This window comes from Corynebacterium sp. 045007 (assembly GCF_040743205.1).
GTDB classification, from domain to species: domain Bacteria; phylum Actinomycetota; class Actinomycetes; order Mycobacteriales; family Mycobacteriaceae; genus Corynebacterium; species Corynebacterium jeikeium_D.
This window is the reverse complement of the sequence record NZ_JBFLKW010000003.1, coordinates 64,118-82,041: the sequence shown is the minus strand read 5'-3', so window position 1 is coordinate 82,041 and position 17,924 is coordinate 64,118. Positions and strand designations below refer to the sequence as shown.

Sequence of the window (17,924 nt, the reverse complement as noted above, 5' to 3'; positions counted from 1 at the left end):
GTGAAGATATAGTCGATTGAGATTTTTAAGAAAAGGTAGTCAACAATGAGCACAGGAATTGCGTCAACTCGCGGTGCTGACATTTTCGGCACCGTCGCCGTAGCTATGGTGACCCCTTTTGATAAGGACGGAAACCTCGATGTCAAGGCGGGTGTGCAGCTCGCTGGTCATCTTGTAGACGGTGGCTGCGATGCACTCATTCTGGCCGGTACTACCGGCGAGTCGCCTACTACGACGGTTGAGGAAAAGCTTGAGCTTCTCCGAGCTGTCAGTGCAGAGATGGGTGACGAGGTTAAGCTCGTGGCCGGTGCCGGCACCAATGACACGGCCGGGTCCATCGAGCTGGCAAAGGCTTCTGTGGAGGCGGGCGCGGATGCGCTGCTCGTCGTCACGCCGTATTACTCCAAGCCGTCCCAGGAGGGGCTGTACCGTCACTTTACGGCAGTGGCTGACGCAACCGAGGCGCCGGTGTGTTTGTATGACATTCCGCCGCGTTCGGTTATTCCGATTGAAGTTGATACCATTTACCGGTTGGCGGAGCACCCGAGAATCCAGGCTGTTAAGGACGCCAAGGGGGATTTGGGAGCTGCCGCCGGCATTATCGCTAATACTGATTTGGCGTGGTACTCCGGTGACGATGTGCTGAACCTTCCGTGGCTGTCTATTGGCGCCACCGGGTTTATTTCCGTTATTGGACATGCAGCCCCGCAGCTGCTGGCTGAGGTGCGCTCTTGCTTTGACAAGGGAGACCTTGCTGGTGCGCAGGCTGCCCACGCGAAGATGACTCCGCTGTTTGCCGCTCAGGCTGCACTTGGCGGTGTAAGTTTTGCTAAATCCGCTCTGCGTCTGCAGGGCATTGAGATAGGAGATCCACGCTTGCCGCAAATTGCAGCAAATGACCAGCAGCTTGAGGTGCTTGAAGAAGCTATGCGGAAGGCAGGTGTTCTGTAGTGGCTGAAGGACGCAATCGCGCCCGCAAGGTAACTCGTAAGGCTGGTCCGCCTTCCGAGTCCGACGTGGCTGCAGCAGAGCAGTCCAATAACTCTGCATCCAAGGGCTCCGACAAGGGTGGAGCTAAATCCAACGGCTCGAAGTCCTCGCAGCGTTCCGGTGAGCGTAAGAACTCCGGTAACGCTAAGAAGTCCCAAGGTTCTTCGAATTCTTCCAACCGCGGTTCCCGCGGTGGTCGCGGCGGCCGTGGAGGTAACCGCGGAAATAGTTCGAGGGGTGGCCGTGGCGGACGCGGTGGCAACCGTCGTAACGTAGTCCAGTCGATGCAGGGTGCAGACTTGACGCAGCGTCTTCCTGCACCGCCGAAGGCCCCTAAGGACGGCCTGCGCGTGGTTGCACTGGGCGGTATTTCCGAAATCGGTCGCAATATGACCGTGTTGGAGTACAAGAACCGCCTGATCATCGTCGACTGCGGCGTGCTGTTCCCGAGCTCGGATGAGCCGGGTGTTGACCTGATCCTGCCTGACTTCTCCTACATGGAAGACAAGTGGGATCGCGTGGAAGCTCTCGTGGTCACCCACGGTCACGAGGACCACATCGGTGCTATCCCTTGGTTGCTCAAGCAGCGCGCGGACATCCCGATTATTGCTTCTCGCTTTACCCTGGCACTGATTCAGGCCAAGACACAGGAGCACCGTCAGCGCCCGAAGGTCATCGAGGTCAACGACACCAGCCACATTCAGCGTGGTCCGTTCGATCTGCGTTTCTTCAATGTCAACCACTCGATTCCGGAGTGCCTTGGCATCGTCATTAAGACCGGAGCTGGCATGGTCGTCCACACCGGTGACGTGAAGATGGACCAGACCCCGCCGGACGGAAAGCCGACTGACCTGCCGGCGCTGAGCCGCTACGGTGATGAGGGAATCGACCTCTTCTTGTGTGAGTCCACCAACGCTACGATTCCGGGCTTCTCGGGATCCGAGGCGGAATTGGCTCCAACTCTGCGCCGTCTGATTATGGATGCCAAGCAGCGCGTTATCGTCGCGGCCTTCGCATCGAATGTTTACCGCGTGCAGGCGGTCATCGACGCAGCTGTTAAGGCTGGCCGCAAAGTTGCCTTCAACGGTCGCTCTATGATTCGCAACATGCGCATCGCGCAGGAATTGGGGCTGCTGACCGCTCCGGAAAATACCATTGTGGAGATGAACGAGGCCGCTCGCATGGCGCCCCACAAGGTCGTGCTGGTGACTACCGGTACGCAGGGTGAGCCAATGGCTGCGCTGTCTCGCATGGCCCGCCGTGAGCACCGTCAGATCACCGTCCGTGATGGCGACCTGATTATCCTCAGTTCTTCGCTGGTACCCGGTAACGAAGAGGCAGTCTTCGGCGTTATCAACATGCTGGCCCAAATTGGTGCCACGGTTATCACCGGCAAGGATGCGAAGGTTCACACCTCCGGTCACGGCTTTGCCGGCGAGCTGCTGTTCCTCTACAACGCAGCTCGTCCGTCGAACGTCATGCCGATTCACGGTGAGTGGCGCCACCTCCGTGCCAACAAGGAGCTGGCTGTGTCCACTGGCGTGAAGCCAGAGAACGTTGTCCTGGCTCAGAACGGTGTGGTAGTCGACCTTGTTGATGGCCGCGCTCGTGTAGTTGGCCAGGTTCCGGTCGGTAACCTCTACGTCGATGGCGTCACCATGGGTGACGTCGACGCTGACGTGCTGGCAGACCGTGCTGAAATGCGTGAAGGTGGTCTTATCACCGTCACAGCCGTCATTGATAACCGCACTGGCCGCCCGTTGGAGAAACCACGGGCTCAGGCTCGCGGTTACTCGGACGACGCCAAGGAAGTGCTCGAAACCGTCGAGCAGGTCGTTGACGATACTCTCTTTGACCTGGCTGGCAGTGGCGAGAACAACCCGTACCGTATGGCTCAGGAAGTTCGTCGCCGCACCGAGCGTGTCATTAACCAGAAGTGGCGTCGCAGCCCGATGGTCGTTCCGACCATCGTGCCGATGTCCTCTGAGGCAGCCGAAGAGGTTACCGATGAGGAAATCCAGGAGTCGCGCGAAAGCATCTAAGTTTCTAGAGCGTCTTTTAGCCTAAGAGCCCGCATCCACCTACAACCGTGTGGATGCGGGCTTCTCCGTGCCTGGTCTAGGCTGGAGCTATGACTTTTGCTGAACGGGAACGTGAAGACCTAGCTAATCTACTGCTCAGCGTCGGCCCCGACGCACCGACCTTGTGCGAGGGGTGGACGACCCGGGATCTTGCCAACCACCTGTACATTCGCGAAAACCGTCTGGATGCCGCTGGCGGGATGTTCGTCAAGGCGCTTTCGGACCGCCTCGATGCTGTTACCGCTGAGGTCAATCGAATGCCCTACGTCGAAGTGGTGGGGAAGTGGGGTAGTGGTGCTCCGCGATGGAATCCAATGAACTGGGCAGACCGCTACGTCAACGCTGCGGAGAACTTCGTCCATCACGAGGATGTCCGTCGTGCCCAGGAAGGCTGGACCGTTCGTCAGCTGCCACCCTCCGGAGTTTCGGACCTGTGGCGTCTGGTCACTACTGCCGGTCGTATGATGTTGCGCGGTTCGACCTCGACCGTGGTGCTAATGCGTGACGACGGAGTTGCGGTGACCCTAATCGACAACAGTGCTAAAGGTGCTCCAGTTGTGACTGTCCACGGAAGCGTCGGGGAACTGGTGCTGTGGCTCTATGGCCGTGACGAAGTACGCGTCACCATCGACGGCGACGAATCGGGCATCAAGCGCAACAGTCTTTAAAATCACGTTCTCAGTTCTGGGTGGTCGCGACAGCACGCCTGTTAAACAATGACACGCGTGTGACTAATGTGAAAACGATCCGGTGTTAGCTGTAAGGTAATGGTCATGTCTGCGACCAGCCGAACCAGAACTGACAATCGTCGTGGATCTTCCCGCTCTGCGGAGACAGATGCCACGCGGCGATACCCCGTGCACAGCGCCACGGAGGAATTCGAGCGCACTCCTAGCGCCATGTCGTTCGTGGGCAATAGCTTGGCCAGCGCCTGGACTGAAACTGCCCGCGGCGTGGCCGGTCTTGCCCGGCGGGTCAGCGGTCGCAAAAATAAGCGAAACGAAGAGGAGAATATGGCGCGGCGCGAAAGTGACGCCGATTTTTCGACGAAGCCCCGTAGGAAGCGTCGTAAAGCAGCTAGCGGCTATGACGATGTAATTGAACCGCCGGCACCGGCCTCCGTGTCAGCTGACGAGTTCGACGCAGATTTCGAGGAGGGTGGTGAACCGGGCTCGAAGGATGGCCTGGCACTACTCGTGCTGGCGTTGGCAATTGTGCTCGCTGGTTCGACATGGTTCCACCTGGCAGGGCCAGTGGGGGAGTTCATTGAAACGGCAGTGCGCACGCTCATTGGTATCGGCGCTTTTGTACTTCCGGTGCTGCTCGGTGTTGTTTCCGTATTGATGATGCTGGATGCGATGCCGCGTCGTGAACGTCTGACACCTACCATTACTGGAGCTTCGCTGATTGTGGTGGGTCTGCTCGCAATTGTGCATATCGGCTCTGGTCGTCCTGCGGACTGGCAGGGGCGACGTGCAGCTGGTGGCGCAATCGGTGGTTATATCGGTTCGCCGCTAGCAGCCGGGTTTACCTCGTGGGTCGCCGTGGTTTTGTTGCTGGGCATCGTTTTTTACGGCGCTCTGGTGCTCTCTGGCGCGACGGTGCGTCAACTCATCGATGCCACTAAGGAGTACTTCAACTTTTCCGAGTGGTCTTCGCGTCGTGCCGGCGACGAGCCGGAATCGGACGATCCCTACGGCAATGTCGATGACATGCTGGAACGTCGTGCGAGCTGGGATTCGGATACCGCATATGCCGATGAGGACTTTGACCAGCCGACGCAGCTAATCGAGCGTCGCCCAAGCCACAGCGGCCGCACGCATCATTCCTCGTCGCGTTCGACCGATCGCTCTGCTTACCGAGCTCCTCGCCGTGGCGCGGATAGCCGTATGTCTGCACCCGAACCCGCGCCTTACGACGAACCGGATGCTGACGGTAACCTCTACGATCTTTTGGACGAAGAGCCGCAGAGGACTCGACAGGCTCCGCGACCTGCCCGTCAGGTTGAGGATGTCGACTACGATTCGGCAAAGACCACAGTGTTTGATGTCCGGCATGGGGCACAGCACTGCAACCGAGTCTCCCCGGTGGAGCCGGCGTTTCCGGCGGCTGAGTACGTGGAGGAAACTCAGTCGGATGCTGTGCATCGGGACACCGCCGAAACGGAATCGACTATTCCGGCTGTCGGGGGCACGAACTACCACGCTGCCGACGAGGAGTATGACGAGTACTCCGAGTACCCGACGCAGGAGGCTGCTGCAGCGAGCAGCAGCGAACGCAATCGTGTTTCCGCTTCCCGAGCTCCGAAACAGCCCGTTCAGCCTGAGACCGTAGCGCCCGAGAGTGCCCCGCAGGGCGAGTCGTCTGTCGACGATTCGCGGGATGCGGTTTCTGAGGCTACCCGTCGCACTATGGATGCCATTGCCGCTCGTTCTGGCATCGATGCCTCTAAGATTCCGGCCACAACTCCGAAGTCTGAATTGGAAAAGGACGCCGAGGGTACGTCCGCTTCGTCGGCATGCACGCCGGAGTCTGACTACCACCTGCCATCGACTAACTTGTTGATCCCAGGTGAGCGCCCCAAGACACGTACGGCGACGAACGACCGCATGATTGAAGCGATTACTGAGGTATTCGCAGAATTCAAGGTCGACGCTGCAGTGACTGGTTTCTCTCGCGGTCCGACGGTGACTCGCTACGAGGTCGAGCTTGGCCCGGGCGTGAAGGTCTCGAAGATCACGAACCTCCAGTCCAACATTGCCTATGCGGTAGCGACCGACAATGTCCGCCTGCTGACTCCGATTCCGGGCAAGTCAGCCGTTGGTATCGAGGTACCGAACAACGACCGTGAGATGGTTCGGCTTGCCGACGTACTCAACGCGCCCAAAACCGTTGCGAACGATGACCCGATGCTGATTGGCCTCGGTAAGGATATTGAGGGCGAGTTCATCTCGCACTCTATCCAGAAGATGCCGCACCTTCTCGTTGCCGGTTCGACCGGTTCGGGTAAGTCCGCGTTCGTAAACTCGATGTTGGTGTCGCTGCTGACGCGTGCAACCCCGGAGGATGTCCGACTGATTCTGGTGGACCCGAAGATGGTCGAGCTGACTCCCTACGAGGGGATTCCTCACCTGATTACGCCAATCATCACTCAGCCGAAGAAGGCCGCGGCGGCTCTGCAGTGGCTGGTTGAAGAGATGGAACAGCGGTACATGGACATGAAGGCCGCCCGCGTCCGTCACATCAAGGACTTCAACCGTAAGGTCAAGTCCGGTGAGATTACGACGCCACTTGGCTCGGAACGCGAGTACCGTCCGTACCCGTACATTGTCTGTGTCGTCGACGAGCTGGCAGACCTGATGATGACCGCACCCCGCGATATCGAAGATGCGATTGTGCGCATCACGCAGAAGGCCCGTGCCGCCGGTATCCACTTGGTGTTGGCTACGCAGCGTCCGTCTGTGGATGTGGTCACCGGTTTGATTAAGACGAACGTGCCATCGCGATTGGCATTCGCTACCTCGTCACTCACGGACTCCCGCGTCATTCTTGACCAGGGCGGTGCGGAAAAGCTCATTGGTATGGGCGATGGCCTGTTCATCCCACAGGGTGCAGGCAAGCCGCGACGTCTACAGGGTGCCTTCGTCACCGACGAGGAGATTCAGGCCGTAGTCGATGCAGCTAAGGCACAGGCCGAGCCGGATTACACCGAGGGTGTCACAGAGGATAAGAGCGCTGAGGCTGAGCGCAACATTGACCCCGATATTGGAGATGACCTGGAAGATTTGCTTCAGGCAGTCGAGCTGGTGGTCACCGCACAGCACGGGTCGACCTCGATGTTGCAGCGCAAGATGCGAGTCGGCTTTGCCAAGGCTGGTCGACTGATGGACCTGATGGAAACTCGCGGAGTCGTCGGGCCATCAGAGGGCTCTAAAGCACGTGAGGTGCTGGTCAAGCCAGAGGAGCTCGAAACCATTAAGTGGATGATCAAGGGCGCAAATCCGGAGGACGCTCCTAAGGAAGAAGTAAACGTAGTCGACGCTGATCCGAATCAGTCTATGGCGTAGGACGACCCAGCCTCACCGCCGTTTCTGATTGCGTGTATAGTCGGCACACGTGGAGGGGAGTATCCCCGGTAGAAGCGGATGTTTTCCGCTAGCCCGTGACGGTTATCGTCAGCACGGATTGGACGCACAGACTTGCTTTGTGCAGATTCAATCCCGGTGCCGTCACTTTTGCCACTTTGGCAGAAGCAGGAGAGACCTCCGGTTCATGTTCGCACGACCGGAGGTCTTTTTTTAATATGCATGTCCCCGCATTGGTATGGATTATCACCATTGTGGTCGTCATGGGTTTTATCGCCTTTGACTTCTATGCACACGTTCGCACGCCGCATAACCCAACTATGAAGGAAGCCGGCGGCTGGACCGCTTTCTACGTAGTCTTGGCATTAATTTTTGGCGGAATGGTGTGGTTGTTATGGGATCACCACCGAGGCATTGAGTTTCTATCGGGCTATATCACTGAAAAGGCGCTCAGCGTAGACAACCTGTTTGTCTTTGCGCTCATCATCGGTGCGTTTAAGATTCCACGCCAGTACCAGCAAAAGGTTTTGCTGTTAGGTATTGCGATGGCGCTGGTATTCCGAGGCCTGTTCATTTGGGCTGGTGCTGCCGTTATTGCCAAGTGGTCCGACGTTTTCTACCTGTTTGCAATTTTCCTGATTTACACGGCTATCAAGACGGTGTACGACGAAGCCGTCGATAAGCCGGAACCCGATCCGTCGGATATGAAGCTGATTCAATGGCTGCGTCGAATTGTCCCAATTTCGGATCATTACAACAAGGACAAGCTGACCGTTAAGGAAAACGGCAAGCGTTACTTGACGCCGCTTGCCATCGCGCTGGTGTCCATCGGTTTTATCGACGTGATGTTTGCGTTTGACTCTATCCCGGCTATCTACGGCCTGACGGATGAGGCATACATCGTCTTTACTGCAAATGCCCTGGCTCTCATGGGTTTGCGTCAGATGTACTTCTTGCTTGACGGTCTGCTGGATCGCTTGGTGTACCTGGCTTATGGTCTGGGTGTCATCCTGGCCTTCATTGGCGTGAAGTTGCTGTTGCACGCACTGCATGAAAACAACCTGCCGTTTATTAACGGCGGTGAGAACGTGTCGGTGCCTGAAGTATCGACCTGGGTGTCGCTGGCGGTCATCGTCATCGTACTGGTGGTGACTGTCCTGGCATCGTGGCTCAAGATTAAGCGTGATGAAAACATGGGTGCGATTGCCTTTCCGCGTGTTCACCACGATGATTATGGAAACGACGACGGCCTTGGCTCTCACGCTTCCTCTACCTCTGTCGGTGAGAGGTCAGCGTCGGCCGGAAACGAAACTAACGGTTCGCACATCGGTAAGAACGAGCCTGGGCATTAATCGAACACGATTGTGAGATAAGGTAACAACTGTGACTGCTCCAAGTGCTGATACAAGCCGTGTTTCCAACTGGAACTTGCCCAATTTCCTGACCGTGCTTCGCATCCTCGGAGTGCCGGTATTCCTGTGGGTACTTCTTCAGGAGGGCGGCGAAGCCACCAATTGGCGCTGGTGGTCGTTTGTCGTCTTCGCGCTTCTGATGGCGACTGACAAGTTGGACGGGCACCTCGCACGCAGCCGTAATCTCATTACCGACTTTGGCAAGATTGCCGATCCGATTGCCGATAAGGCGCTGATGCTGGCCGCGCTGATCGGTATGAATATCATCGAGATTCTGCCGTGGTGGGTGACTGTCATCATCGTGATTCGCGAAGGTGGCATCACCATCTGGCGTATGTTCGCACTGCGTCAGGGGCGTGTTGTTCCGGCTTCTCGGGGCGGCAAGATAAAGACGGTCCTGCAGTCTGTAGCAGTGGGGCTATTCCTGATGCCAGTGGACTGGTTGTTCTGGCCGTCCTGGATTGTGATGATTGCCGCCATCGTCGTCACCGTCGGTACCGGAATCCAGTACATTGTGGATGCGCGTAAGGTCTCGTAGAGGAATTCAGTGGAGGTTAAAGCTGTGAACACAGTCGACCATCTCGCCCAGAGTGACGAAAACGCTGACGCTGTCGACGGCGTTTCGCTTAAACTCGTCCAATCGCTTGCCTCCCGCGGCGAGACTTTTGCAGCCGCAGAATCACTTACCGCAGGTCTTCTCTGCGCCACCGTCGCCTCCGTACCGGGAGCCTCCGCCGTTCTGCGCGGTGGCGTGGTCACCTACGCCACTGACACAAAGGCGTTGCTTGCCGACGTGCCAAAGGATGTTTTGGCCGCATATGGCCCCGTGTCCGAGTTGACGGCCCGGTATATGGCACTTGGAGTGGCGAATAAGACAGTGGCGGGCTGGGGGATTTCGCTAACTGGCGTTGCTGGTCCAGCGATGCAGGATGGGCACCCAGTAGGTGAAGTCTGGTGTGGTCTGAAACCGCCGGAGGTTTCGTACCTTGATGGGGTAACCGCTGTTAGGTTGCCGGTGAATAAAGAGGGTTCGCGCGCGGAGATTCGTCGTCAAGCAGTGGTATTGGCGTTAGAACTGTTGTTGCAGAATCTCGACGGTGAGTAGAATTTTTGAAAATTGGGAACAGGTCGGCCCTCTAAAGCGTTAGAGAAAGTGATGACCAACAATACTGCACTTATGACCATTCGCTACCCAGAGGTAGATAGCGCTGCTGCTTTGGAGGCTTCCATGGATGCCACAGCACCGTCGGCGCGGGTGGCTGTAGCGGAGCAGCCTGGATCGGTTGCAAAGTTAACGGCACAGGATTTGGCGGAACGGGGAGAATCCCGTGAGCCACTCCTGCGAGAGGCACTGGGGGAGACGCTGCGTGATATCCGTTCGCGTAGTGGACAGACGCTGCGTGAGCTTTCTGAAAATGCGGCTATTAGCCCTGGTTATTTGTCTGAGCTTGAGCGTGGACGGAAAGAAGTCTCATCTGAGCTGCTGGCGTCGGTATGCGCGGCGCTTGGTGTGACGGTGTCGGATTTGATGATGGAAGCGGCCACAGCGATGGCCCTGCATTCGGCGAGCCCAGAATTGGCAGCGATGTAGAAATTGGTTGCGGCGGTGGAATTTCATTCCATTGCTCCGGTACTTAGCACCCGAAGACGCTCGGCTTTAGTTAAGATTGGGTGCGCGATAAGCACAGACCTGCTTTGAGGTAGTTGCAATAAGAAAGGTGTATGGGACGCTATGGCTAATCCATTTGTAAAGCTGTGGAATTACTTGATGGCCGCTTTTGATTCCAAGATTGAGGAAAACGCTGATCCGAAGGTTCAGATTCAGCAGGCTATCGAGGATGCCCAGCGGCAGCACCAGGAACTATCGCAGCAGGCAGCGGCGGTGATTGGTAATCAGCGCCAGCTGGAAATGCGCCTTAACCGTCAGCTCGCTGAGATTGAGAAGCTGCAGGGGAACACTCGTCAGGCATTGCAGCTCGCTGACAAGGCTCGTGCTGAGGGGGATACCGCCAAGGCTACGGAGTATGAGAACGCAGCTGAGGCTTTCGCAGCTCAGTTGGTTACTGCTGAGCAGTCGGTAGAAGATTTGAAGGCTCTGCACGATCAGTCGCTGCAGCAGGCAGCTCAGGCTAAGAAGGCCGTCGAGCGTAATTCCATGCAGCTGCAGCAGAAGGTCGCGGAGCGCGCAAAGCTCCTCAGCCAGCTGGAGCAAGCAAAGATGCAGGAGAAGGTCTCTGAGTCCCTGCAGTCGATGAATCAGATTTCTTCGGGGGCTACACCTAATCTGGATCAGGTTCGTGACAAGATTGAGCGTCGTTACGCTAACGCTCTTGGTCAGGCCGAGCTAGCTCAGAACTCGGTTCAGGGGCGTATGGCTGAGGTAGAGGCCGCAGGCGTTCAGCTTGCTGGGCACTCTCGCCTGGAGCAAATCCGCGCAGAAATGAACGGTGGCAACGAGCTCTCTGGTGGCGAGGCTCAGAAGTCCATCGAGGGAAGCGCTGCCTCCAACGTTGACCCTGCTGTTGCTGAGCGCATGCGCCAGCTGCGTGAGGGCAATTAATTCTCCTACTCACCTTCGCCACGTGCGATTAGCGAATCGCCCATTGCCTTCGAGCGATTAATGGTTCGGATGACCACAGGTACGCCGAAGGCAATGATTGAGCCGGTAGCCCCTCGGGCTTTTCGAGCCTCCAGTACCTCGGCAGCGGCCATAACCTGAAGCGGAATCATACGCAGCGTCAGCGATAGTGCGAGCGCGATGGTGTCGACTGGTAGGCCGAGACGGGCGAACGGCTGTATCGCAGCGGTCAAAGTATCCATGATGTCGCTGACGCGGGTCGTCAGCGTTAGCAATATTGCCGCTGCGATTGCGGAGAGAAGTGCGAGGAAGGTCGTCAGCGCTTGCTCACCTCCGGCGCGCCACCACAGGAGAAGCGAAAGCAGCGCCAAAATGACTACGGCTCCACGGAGCTGTCGGAAAGCAACCATGGGTGGCACCTTGGCCACCGCATAAGCGAGGGTGACAATTGCCAGGGCAATCGCCCCGCCTAGCCAGGTATCCACGAGAATCCCGGTGAGCAATAAAAATGCGATGACAATGATGAGTTTGGGGGCCGTCGGGAGCCTGTGCACAGGGGACTTATGGTTTAGGTAAAGCCCTAACGGGACATCGGCTGGATGAATCATGAGCGGCCTTCTTCCGCACGAGTCATATCGCTGACGTATCGGTCAATAACTTCCTTCGGCGCACCGTCGTCGACGATTTCTCCTGCGCTTACACGGATAACTCGGTCGAAGTCCATAAGAAAATCCAGATCATGAGTGACCACGATAATTTGCTGCTCAAGCTGGGCGAAGATACTCCGAATGTGGAGACGATTGCGCAAGTCGAGGAGCGTAGTGGGCTCATCGGCAATAATGGTCGTGGGATTAAGAATTAACACTGCCGCCAGCGCCAGTAGCTGTTTTTGTCCACCCGAGAGCAAGTGTGGCGAGGCGTCAGCATGATTGGCGAGCCCAAATCGCTCAAGAGCTTCCTGCACCAGCTGGTTGCGCTCATCCTTTGGCAGTTTTCGCTTGCGTAGTGAAAAGGCAATGTCCTCTGCGACTGTCGGCATCACAATTTGGTTATCCGCATCAGAAAAGATGAAGCCGACATTCTTGCGAATTGCCTTTGCCTGCTTTGCGACATTCATGCCCTCATACGTGACCGTGCCACCAGTGACCGGGCCCAGGCCGTTAATGAGTCGCACCAGCGTGGACTTACCGCCACCGTTTTCGCCGATAATGCCAATGCGGTTCTCTGTGAGAGTTAGCGTGGTCGGCTTCAGTATCTGGCGTCCCGAATAGGTTGCGGACGCGCGGTCAAAAGCGATGGTGGGCATAGTGCGACTCGAGACCCTTTCTAATTCTGTGGGGTTAATTGCCCGAGGTGGCTGCTTCCTTAACCAAACGACTTTGCTTACGGTTGGCAGCGTCGGGAAGCAAATCAGGGAAAGCCTGCAGTACGGCAGTAGCAATAAGCGCGGCTACGACAACCTTTGCCACGTCGCCTGGGATAAACGGGACGTTGGTAATCAGTGCGTCGGTGAAGCTAAGTCCCATACGCCAAGTCAATCCGACAGATCCGAAGAAGTACTGTAGTAGAACTCCGACGAGGCCTGCGCCGATGAAGACGCTGATTCGTGAAACCTTCGCCCGTGGTGCTTGCTGGGCAATCGCGCCGATTGCGAAACCGGCAATTAAATAGCCGACAATGTAACCCACGGTAGGGCCGGGGAGTGCGGCGAGAAGTGGTTTCCAGCCCGCCATGTTTGGGACACCCACGAGACCAACAGCCAGGAACAGGGTAGTGGCGAGGCCGCCACGTTTGAATCCGAGAATCATCCCGGCCAGTGCGATGCCCATGTTCTGTAGCACGATTGGCACGCCGAGGCCGCCAACGGGAATGGCAATGCCGCCGAGCACGATGATTAGTGCTGCGAAAGCAGCGATAATAGTGAGGTCATACACCTTGGAATTATTCACAGCTCTCATCTTAAACCCCTGAGTTGAGCACTGTTCAGGCAGGGGACCGGGGATTAGGTTATGAAAAGAGGGTGGCCAGGTAGGTATCAGTGACAGGTATCTTGTACGTTGGTCTCATGCGATTGGCCGATTTTCACAACTTCGTCAACCACGAATTTGGGCCTCAGCACGGCCCGTGGCTGTTGCATTCCCACGTACTGATGGAATATGGAAAAACTCCCGCCGAATTGCTCGAGGACGGGGTCGAACCTCGGGATATCTGGTGGGCGCTGTGTAGGGAACACGATATTCCCGAAGACCGCTGGTACGGTCCTGACGAATAGGTTCCGGCGTAGACGACGGTGAATGCTTGCCGACGGCTCTTGCGTGTCGTTGCCATTCGAACAGGGTTTCGCATATTATCGAAAGTGCTGATGAAGTCAATCCGTCTGATTCGGTATAACTTCCGGGTGTAACCGGCAGTAGAGGTGTCGCGGACCAATTTGGAACCGGAACGGCTAGTTTCGCGCCTAATTAAGTGTGAGCGAAGTTTCTGTTTTGGATGAAAATCGGGACACACATTCTCTGAGTACGGCTCCAGAACCCGATACCGTACGCGACAATGACCGCGACAATGACAATGAGGAAGAACAACGAACTATGGCTCGTAAGAAGGCTACGGCTTCGAACCAGGGCAATGATCGCCTGAAGGCGCTCGATGTAGCTCTGGCGAATATTGAGAAGGACTTCGGTAAGGGTGCAGTTATGCGCCTGGGGGACGACAATCGTCCTCCGATTCAGGTTATTCCCTCCGGCAATATCGCTATCGACGTGGCCTTGGGCCTGGGCGGGTTCCCACGTGGTCGCATCGTAGAAATCTATGGTCCAGAATCCTCGGGTAAGACCACAGTCGCACTGCATGCTATTGCAGAGGCGCAGCGGCAGGGCGGTATTGCCGCATTTATTGATGCGGAGCATGCGCTGGATCCGGTTTATGCGCGCAAGCTTGGAGTAGATACGGACAACCTTCTGGTATCCCAACCAGATACCGGTGAGCAGGCACTTGAGATCACAGATATGTTGGTGCGTTCCGGTGCTATTGACATCATTGTGGTTGACTCGGTGGCCGCGTTGACTCCGAAGGCTGAAATCGACGGTGAAATGGGCGATTCCCACGTTGGTCTGCAGGCGCGGTTGATGAGTCAGGCGCTGCGCAAGATGACGGGTGCGCTGTCCCACACCGGCACCACTGCCATCTTCATTAACCAGCTGCGTGAAAAGATTGGCGTCATGTTCGGCTCTCCTGAGACCACCACGGGTGGTAAAGCACTGAAGTTCTACGCTTCCGTTCGCTGTGACGTACGCCGAATTCAGACGTTGAAGGACGGCCAGGATGCGGTGGGTAACCGCACGCGCTTGAAGGTAGTCAAGAACAAGGTGTCGCCGCCGTTCAAGCAGGCAGAGTTTGACATCATCTACGGCGAGGGTATTTCGCGTGAGGGCTCGTTGATTGACATGGGCGTTGATAACGGCATTGTCAAGAAGTCCGGTTCGTGGTTTACCTACGAGGGCGATCAGTTGGGTCAGGGCAAGGAAAAGGCTCGTATGCACCTGCGCGAGAATCCAGAAATTGCCCAGGAAATCGAAGTCAAGATTAAGAAGAAGCTCGGTGTCGGGGAATTCGCGGAGGTCGAGGATGAGACCGATATCGATGCCCCTGTCGATGTCGTGCCGGACATCGACTTCGATGATTTGGAAGATTAGCTAGCTCACGGCGTAGTGCCGCGACACACGAAAAGAGAGGACCGTGGAGGATCGTAACGGCCGCGATGTGCGGGAGACTATCGAAAAGCTTGCTCAGCAGATTGCGGAAGCTGACGGTGGTTCGCTCTACGATGCGGGTCGTGAGGAATCCAAGGCCCCGATTCGTGCTAAGGCACTGCGCTTGCTCGATCAGCGAATGCGTTCCCGCAAGGAACTCGTAGAAAGGCTCGAGGCAGTCGAGGAGTTTCCAACCTCGATGATTGAAGAAGTCGTTGATGACCTGACCCGAAGTGGATTGGTTAATGACGAGCTTTTCGCATCCGAATGGGTGCGGCAGCGCTTTGCTAGTCGTGGCAAGTCGAAGATGGTTTTGAACCGGGAGCTGCAGGAAAAAGGCATTGATGCTTCGCTTCGTGCAGATGCGTTGGAGCAGATTACGCACAACGCGGAAGAAGAAGTCGCCCGGAAGCTAGCGGCGAAGAAAGCGGCCACTATTAAAACAGTGGCACCTGACTTCAACTCCAAGCAAAAGGATTTACGCAAAGTCGTCGGTGTGCTGGCGCGGCGCGGTTTCCCCTCTGAATTGTCCATGAGCATTGCTCGGGATCAGTTAGAAGAGCGATACCGGGAACTCGAAGAGGACACAGATTAGCGCCGGTGCCACCGCACGCCGGATTAGCACGCCGGCTGCGGACCCGTCAGGTTTAAAGGGGGTCGCTGATTGGGGAAATGGGCCATAAACAGCTAACCTAAACTGCCGTGACTACCCCTTCTTTGAACTCTCAGCAGCAGTCTTCGCCTCGCACATATGAGGTACGTACGTTCGGTTGTCAGATGAACGTCCATGACTCGGAACGACTGTCTGGCTTGCTGGAAGAAAACGGTTATGTAGCGGCTGCAGAAGGCGATAATCCTGATCTGGTCGTTTTCAACACCTGTGCCGTTCGAGAGAATGCGGACAATCGCCTCTATGGCACATTGGGACAGCTCAAACCGGTCAAGGATGCTCACCCAGGCATGCAGATTGCCGTCGGTGGCTGCTTGGCCCAGAAGGATAAGGACGTCGTCGTAAAGAAGGCCCCATGGGTGGACGTAGTCTTCGGTACGCATAACTTGGGTTCGTTGCCAGCTTTGTTGGAACGCGCCGCTCATAATGACCGGGCTGAAGTCGAGATTAAGGACGCGCTGGAAGAATTTCCCTCGGTGCTGCCGGCCAAGCGTGAATCCACTTACGCAGGTTGGGTGAGTATTTCCGTAGGCTGCAATAACACGTGCACCTTCTGCATCGTCCCCAGTTTGCGTGGTAAGGAACGCGATCGTCGTCCGGGCGAGATTCTCGCTGAGGTGCAGGCACTCGTGGAGCAGGGCGTTACTGACGTGACTCTCCTCGGTCAGAATGTCAACGCCTATGGTGTTAACTTCGCCGACCCTGACATGGAACGCGACCGCTCGGCTTTTTCCAAGTTGCTGCGCGCCTGCGGCCAGATTGAAGGGTTGGAACGTGTGCGCTTTACGTCTCCGCACCCAGCTGAGTTCACCGATGATGTCATCGACGCCATGGCGGAGACACCGAACGTGGTTCATCAGCTACACATGCCACTACAGTCCGGTTCCGACCGAGTGCTGAAAGACATGCGCCGTTCCTACCGCACCAAGAAATTCCTGGGAATTCTGGAGAAGGTTAGGGAAAAAATGCCGGATGCCGCCATTACCACTGACATTATTGTCGGTTTCCCAGGCGAGACTGAAGAGGACTTCCAGCAAACTCTCGACGTGGTGGAAAAGGCTCGTTTTAGCTCGGCGTTCACCTTCCAATACTCGCCCCGCTCGGGAACTCCGGCGGCAACCATGTCGGATCAGGTTCCACCAGAGGTTGTGAAGGAACGCTATGGTCGGCTGCTAGCGCTTCAGGAGCGTATTTCCGAGGAAGAAAACGCTAAGCTAGTCGGCCGGGAAGTCGAGCTGCTGGTCAGCCAGTCCGATGGCCGTAAGAATGCGGAGACTCATCGCATGTCTGGTCGGAGTCGGGATGGCCGCCTGGTGCACTTCAGCCCGTCGGAAAGCGAACCAGGCGTCGTCGACCGCAAGATTCGCCCAGGTGATTACGTGACAGTACGCGTGACCGACTCAGCACCGCACTTCCTCATTGCCGACTCCGGAGTGCTCACACACCGCCGCACTAAGGCGGGGGATAATGTAGAGGTCGGTCAGACTCCGACGACCGCTCCGATTGGAGTTGGTCTGGGCTTGCCAAAGATTGGGCGCCCGGAGAAAACGAGTGTAAGTGAGGGATGCGGCTGTGAGTAGTGACAAGGCTTCGCCGGAAAGTGATATGGAATCCACTAGCGAGCAGTCGGTGGAATCCGCGCAGGCGTTGCGGGTTCAGGAGCGCAAGGTCGCTGGCGAGCTGGATCTCGGCCGTGCAGTGATTCCGATGATGGTTGCCGTCATCGGCCTCATTACGAGTTTCTTCCTTCCGCACTCTGGCGTCGTTTTGGGCTTTGATGTGTTGCTGGATACGGATGTTGCGCATCAGTACTTCACGACTCGACCGGAGCGAATTTACTCCATTCTCGTGGTGGTAGGTGTCTTGCTAGCTATTGCCACGCTGATTACGCGGACGACGATTCTCGCATTCGTCACCTGGTTTTTTGCCTGTATTCAGATGGTCTACTCAGTCTTCGCTGGCTGGATGCGTCAGTCTCGTCCACAGGAACTGGCCGGCGAGGGTATTTCCTTCGGCCTGATGCTCGGTATTTTCTGCAGTTTTCTACTGGCCATCTCCGTGACTTTCATCGCTTTCCGACGTAGTAAGGAGCAGCTCGCAATCGCGACGAAACGTCGCAAGCACGCTGACACCGATCCGGTACTGCGCGCGCAGCAGGTTTACTTGCGGGCGGGCCTGACACCGAATACGACTACGGATGTTGAGGTCGTCGACGACCGCCGTGAACGTGCTCGCCGACGCAATCGTGGCCAGCAGGGAAGTAGTACGGACAATGTCTCTCAGCAGACCGGCGAACAGGACGAACAGGTCAGCGACGAGTAGTGAGACTTTTTCACTAGCGCAGTAAGTAAAGGGGCTC

The 17,924-nt window shown here is 56.7% G+C and carries 17 protein-coding genes; 14 read left to right on the top strand and 3 right to left on the bottom strand.

The window, feature by feature from the left end; all coding sequences use genetic code 11:
- Positions 1–45: 45 nt before the first annotated feature.
- The 9 genes from dapA to AB1Z34_RS02650 all read left to right on the top strand — a co-directional run bounded on the left by dapA (position 46) and on the right by AB1Z34_RS02650 (position 11,128).
- Positions 46–951 (top strand): 4-hydroxy-tetrahydrodipicolinate synthase, encoded by a 906-nt coding sequence (gene dapA, locus AB1Z34_RS02690; RefSeq protein WP_367157851.1) that lies wholly within the window; start codon positions 46–48, stop codon positions 949–951.
- Positions 951–3,032, top strand: a complete 2,082-nt coding sequence (locus tag AB1Z34_RS02685; protein ID WP_049170842.1) for a ribonuclease J — start codon at positions 951–953, stop codon at positions 3,030–3,032. The genes dapA and AB1Z34_RS02685 overlap by 1 nt, the downstream gene beginning before the upstream one ends.
- Positions 3,033–3,121: 89 nt before the next feature.
- Positions 3,122–3,739, top strand: a complete 618-nt coding sequence (locus tag AB1Z34_RS02680; RefSeq protein WP_070602471.1) for a TIGR03085 family metal-binding protein — start codon at positions 3,122–3,124, stop codon at positions 3,737–3,739.
- 105 nt (positions 3,740–3,844) lie between these two features.
- A complete protein-coding gene (locus AB1Z34_RS02675; RefSeq protein WP_367157850.1) occupies positions 3,845–7,138 on the top strand; it encodes a DNA translocase FtsK in 3,294 nt (1,097 codons plus the stop codon).
- Positions 7,139–7,374: 236 nt separating this feature from the next.
- Positions 7,375–8,508 (top strand): TerC family protein, encoded by a 1,134-nt coding sequence (locus tag AB1Z34_RS02670; RefSeq protein ID WP_088611974.1) that lies wholly within the window; start codon positions 7,375–7,377, stop codon positions 8,506–8,508.
- A gap of 31 nt (positions 8,509–8,539) precedes the next feature.
- A complete protein-coding gene (gene pgsA, locus AB1Z34_RS02665; RefSeq protein ID WP_048733493.1) occupies positions 8,540–9,106 on the top strand; it encodes a CDP-diacylglycerol--glycerol-3-phosphate 3-phosphatidyltransferase in 567 nt (188 codons plus the stop codon).
- Positions 9,107–9,130: 24 nt separating this feature from the next.
- A complete protein-coding gene (locus AB1Z34_RS02660; RefSeq protein WP_258225214.1) occupies positions 9,131–9,673 on the top strand; it encodes a CinA family protein in 543 nt (180 codons plus the stop codon).
- Between the two features lie 51 nt (positions 9,674–9,724).
- Positions 9,725–10,159: a helix-turn-helix transcriptional regulator gene (locus AB1Z34_RS02655; protein WP_048733491.1), complete on the top strand. Its 435-nt coding sequence runs from the start codon at positions 9,725–9,727 to the stop codon at positions 10,157–10,159.
- A gap of 141 nt (positions 10,160–10,300) precedes the next feature.
- Positions 10,301–11,128 (top strand): PspA/IM30 family protein, encoded by an 828-nt coding sequence (locus AB1Z34_RS02650; protein ID WP_005509356.1) that lies wholly within the window; start codon positions 10,301–10,303, stop codon positions 11,126–11,128.
- Positions 11,129–11,133: 5 nt separating this feature from the next.
- Here the strand turns inward: AB1Z34_RS02650 and AB1Z34_RS02645 are convergent, their stop codons facing one another.
- From AB1Z34_RS02645 to AB1Z34_RS02635, 3 genes are read right to left on the bottom strand one after another with little or no spacing between them, the layout of a single operon-like run.
- Positions 11,134–11,754 (bottom strand): energy-coupling factor transporter transmembrane protein EcfT, encoded by a 621-nt coding sequence (locus AB1Z34_RS02645; protein ID WP_367157849.1) that lies wholly within the window; start codon positions 11,752–11,754, stop codon positions 11,134–11,136.
- Positions 11,751–12,452, bottom strand: coding sequence for an energy-coupling factor ABC transporter ATP-binding protein (locus AB1Z34_RS02640; RefSeq protein ID WP_016422609.1), 702 nt, complete (start codon positions 12,450–12,452; stop codon positions 11,751–11,753). The genes AB1Z34_RS02645 and AB1Z34_RS02640 overlap by 4 nt, the downstream gene beginning before the upstream one ends.
- Positions 12,453–12,486: 34 nt before the next feature.
- Positions 12,487–13,104, bottom strand: a complete 618-nt coding sequence (locus tag AB1Z34_RS02635; protein WP_016422610.1) for a biotin transporter BioY — start codon at positions 13,102–13,104, stop codon at positions 12,487–12,489.
- A 107-nt stretch (positions 13,105–13,211) separates the two neighbouring features.
- Between AB1Z34_RS02635 and AB1Z34_RS02630 the strand changes: the two genes are divergently transcribed.
- From AB1Z34_RS02630 to AB1Z34_RS02610, 5 genes are all read left to right on the top strand, one after another.
- Positions 13,212–13,418, top strand: a complete 207-nt coding sequence (locus AB1Z34_RS02630) for a DUF3046 domain-containing protein (protein WP_042389280.1) — start codon at positions 13,212–13,214, stop codon at positions 13,416–13,418.
- A gap of 316 nt (positions 13,419–13,734) precedes the next feature.
- Entirely contained in the window at positions 13,735–14,838 is a 1,104-nt protein-coding gene (gene recA, locus AB1Z34_RS02625; RefSeq protein ID WP_049170952.1) for a recombinase RecA, read from the top strand.
- A 43-nt stretch (positions 14,839–14,881) separates the two neighbouring features.
- On the top strand, positions 14,882–15,490 hold the full coding sequence (locus AB1Z34_RS02620) for a regulatory protein RecX (RefSeq protein WP_016422612.1): 609 nt from the start codon (positions 14,882–14,884) through the stop codon (positions 15,488–15,490).
- 107 nt (positions 15,491–15,597) lie between these two features.
- Positions 15,598–17,145 carry a tRNA (N6-isopentenyl adenosine(37)-C2)-methylthiotransferase MiaB gene (gene miaB, locus AB1Z34_RS02615; protein ID WP_367157848.1) on the top strand — a complete coding sequence of 516 codons (1,548 nt, stop codon included), beginning with the start codon at positions 15,598–15,600 and terminating at the stop codon, positions 17,143–17,145.
- On the top strand, positions 17,138–17,887 hold the full coding sequence (locus AB1Z34_RS02610; protein WP_367157847.1) for a hypothetical protein: 750 nt from the start codon (positions 17,138–17,140) through the stop codon (positions 17,885–17,887). The genes miaB and AB1Z34_RS02610 overlap by 8 nt, the downstream gene beginning before the upstream one ends.
- Positions 17,888–17,924: the final 37 nt, after the last annotated feature.

What these genes read in the sequence shown, in the direction of transcription:
- AB1Z34_RS02675 (WP_367157850.1), top strand. Translation starts at nt 3,845, where the DNA reads ATGTCTGCGACCAGCCGAACCAGAACTGACAATCGTCGTGGATCTTCC.
- recA (WP_049170952.1), top strand. Translation starts at nt 13,735, where the DNA reads ATGGCTCGTAAGAAGGCTACGGCTTCGAACCAGGGCAATGATCGCCTG.
- AB1Z34_RS02655 (WP_048733491.1), top strand. Translation starts at nt 9,725, where the DNA reads ATGACCAACAATACTGCACTTATGACCATTCGCTACCCAGAGGTAGAT.
- AB1Z34_RS02670 (WP_088611974.1), top strand. Translation starts at nt 7,375, where the DNA reads ATGCATGTCCCCGCATTGGTATGGATTATCACCATTGTGGTCGTCATG.
- AB1Z34_RS02640 (WP_016422609.1), bottom strand. Translation starts at nt 12,452, where the DNA reads ATGCCCACCATCGCTTTTGACCGCGCGTCCGCAACCTATTCGGGACGC.
- AB1Z34_RS02635 (WP_016422610.1), bottom strand. Translation starts at nt 13,104, where the DNA reads ATGAGAGCTGTGAATAATTCCAAGGTGTATGACCTCACTATTATCGCT.
- AB1Z34_RS02680 (WP_070602471.1), top strand. Translation starts at nt 3,122, where the DNA reads ATGACTTTTGCTGAACGGGAACGTGAAGACCTAGCTAATCTACTGCTC.
- AB1Z34_RS02645 (WP_367157849.1), bottom strand. Translation starts at nt 11,754, where the DNA reads ATGATTCATCCAGCCGATGTCCCGTTAGGGCTTTACCTAAACCATAAG.
- dapA (WP_367157851.1), top strand. Translation starts at nt 46, where the DNA reads ATGAGCACAGGAATTGCGTCAACTCGCGGTGCTGACATTTTCGGCACC.
- AB1Z34_RS02630 (WP_042389280.1), top strand. Translation starts at nt 13,212, where the DNA reads ATGCGATTGGCCGATTTTCACAACTTCGTCAACCACGAATTTGGGCCT.
- AB1Z34_RS02650 (WP_005509356.1), top strand. Translation starts at nt 10,301, where the DNA reads ATGGCTAATCCATTTGTAAAGCTGTGGAATTACTTGATGGCCGCTTTT.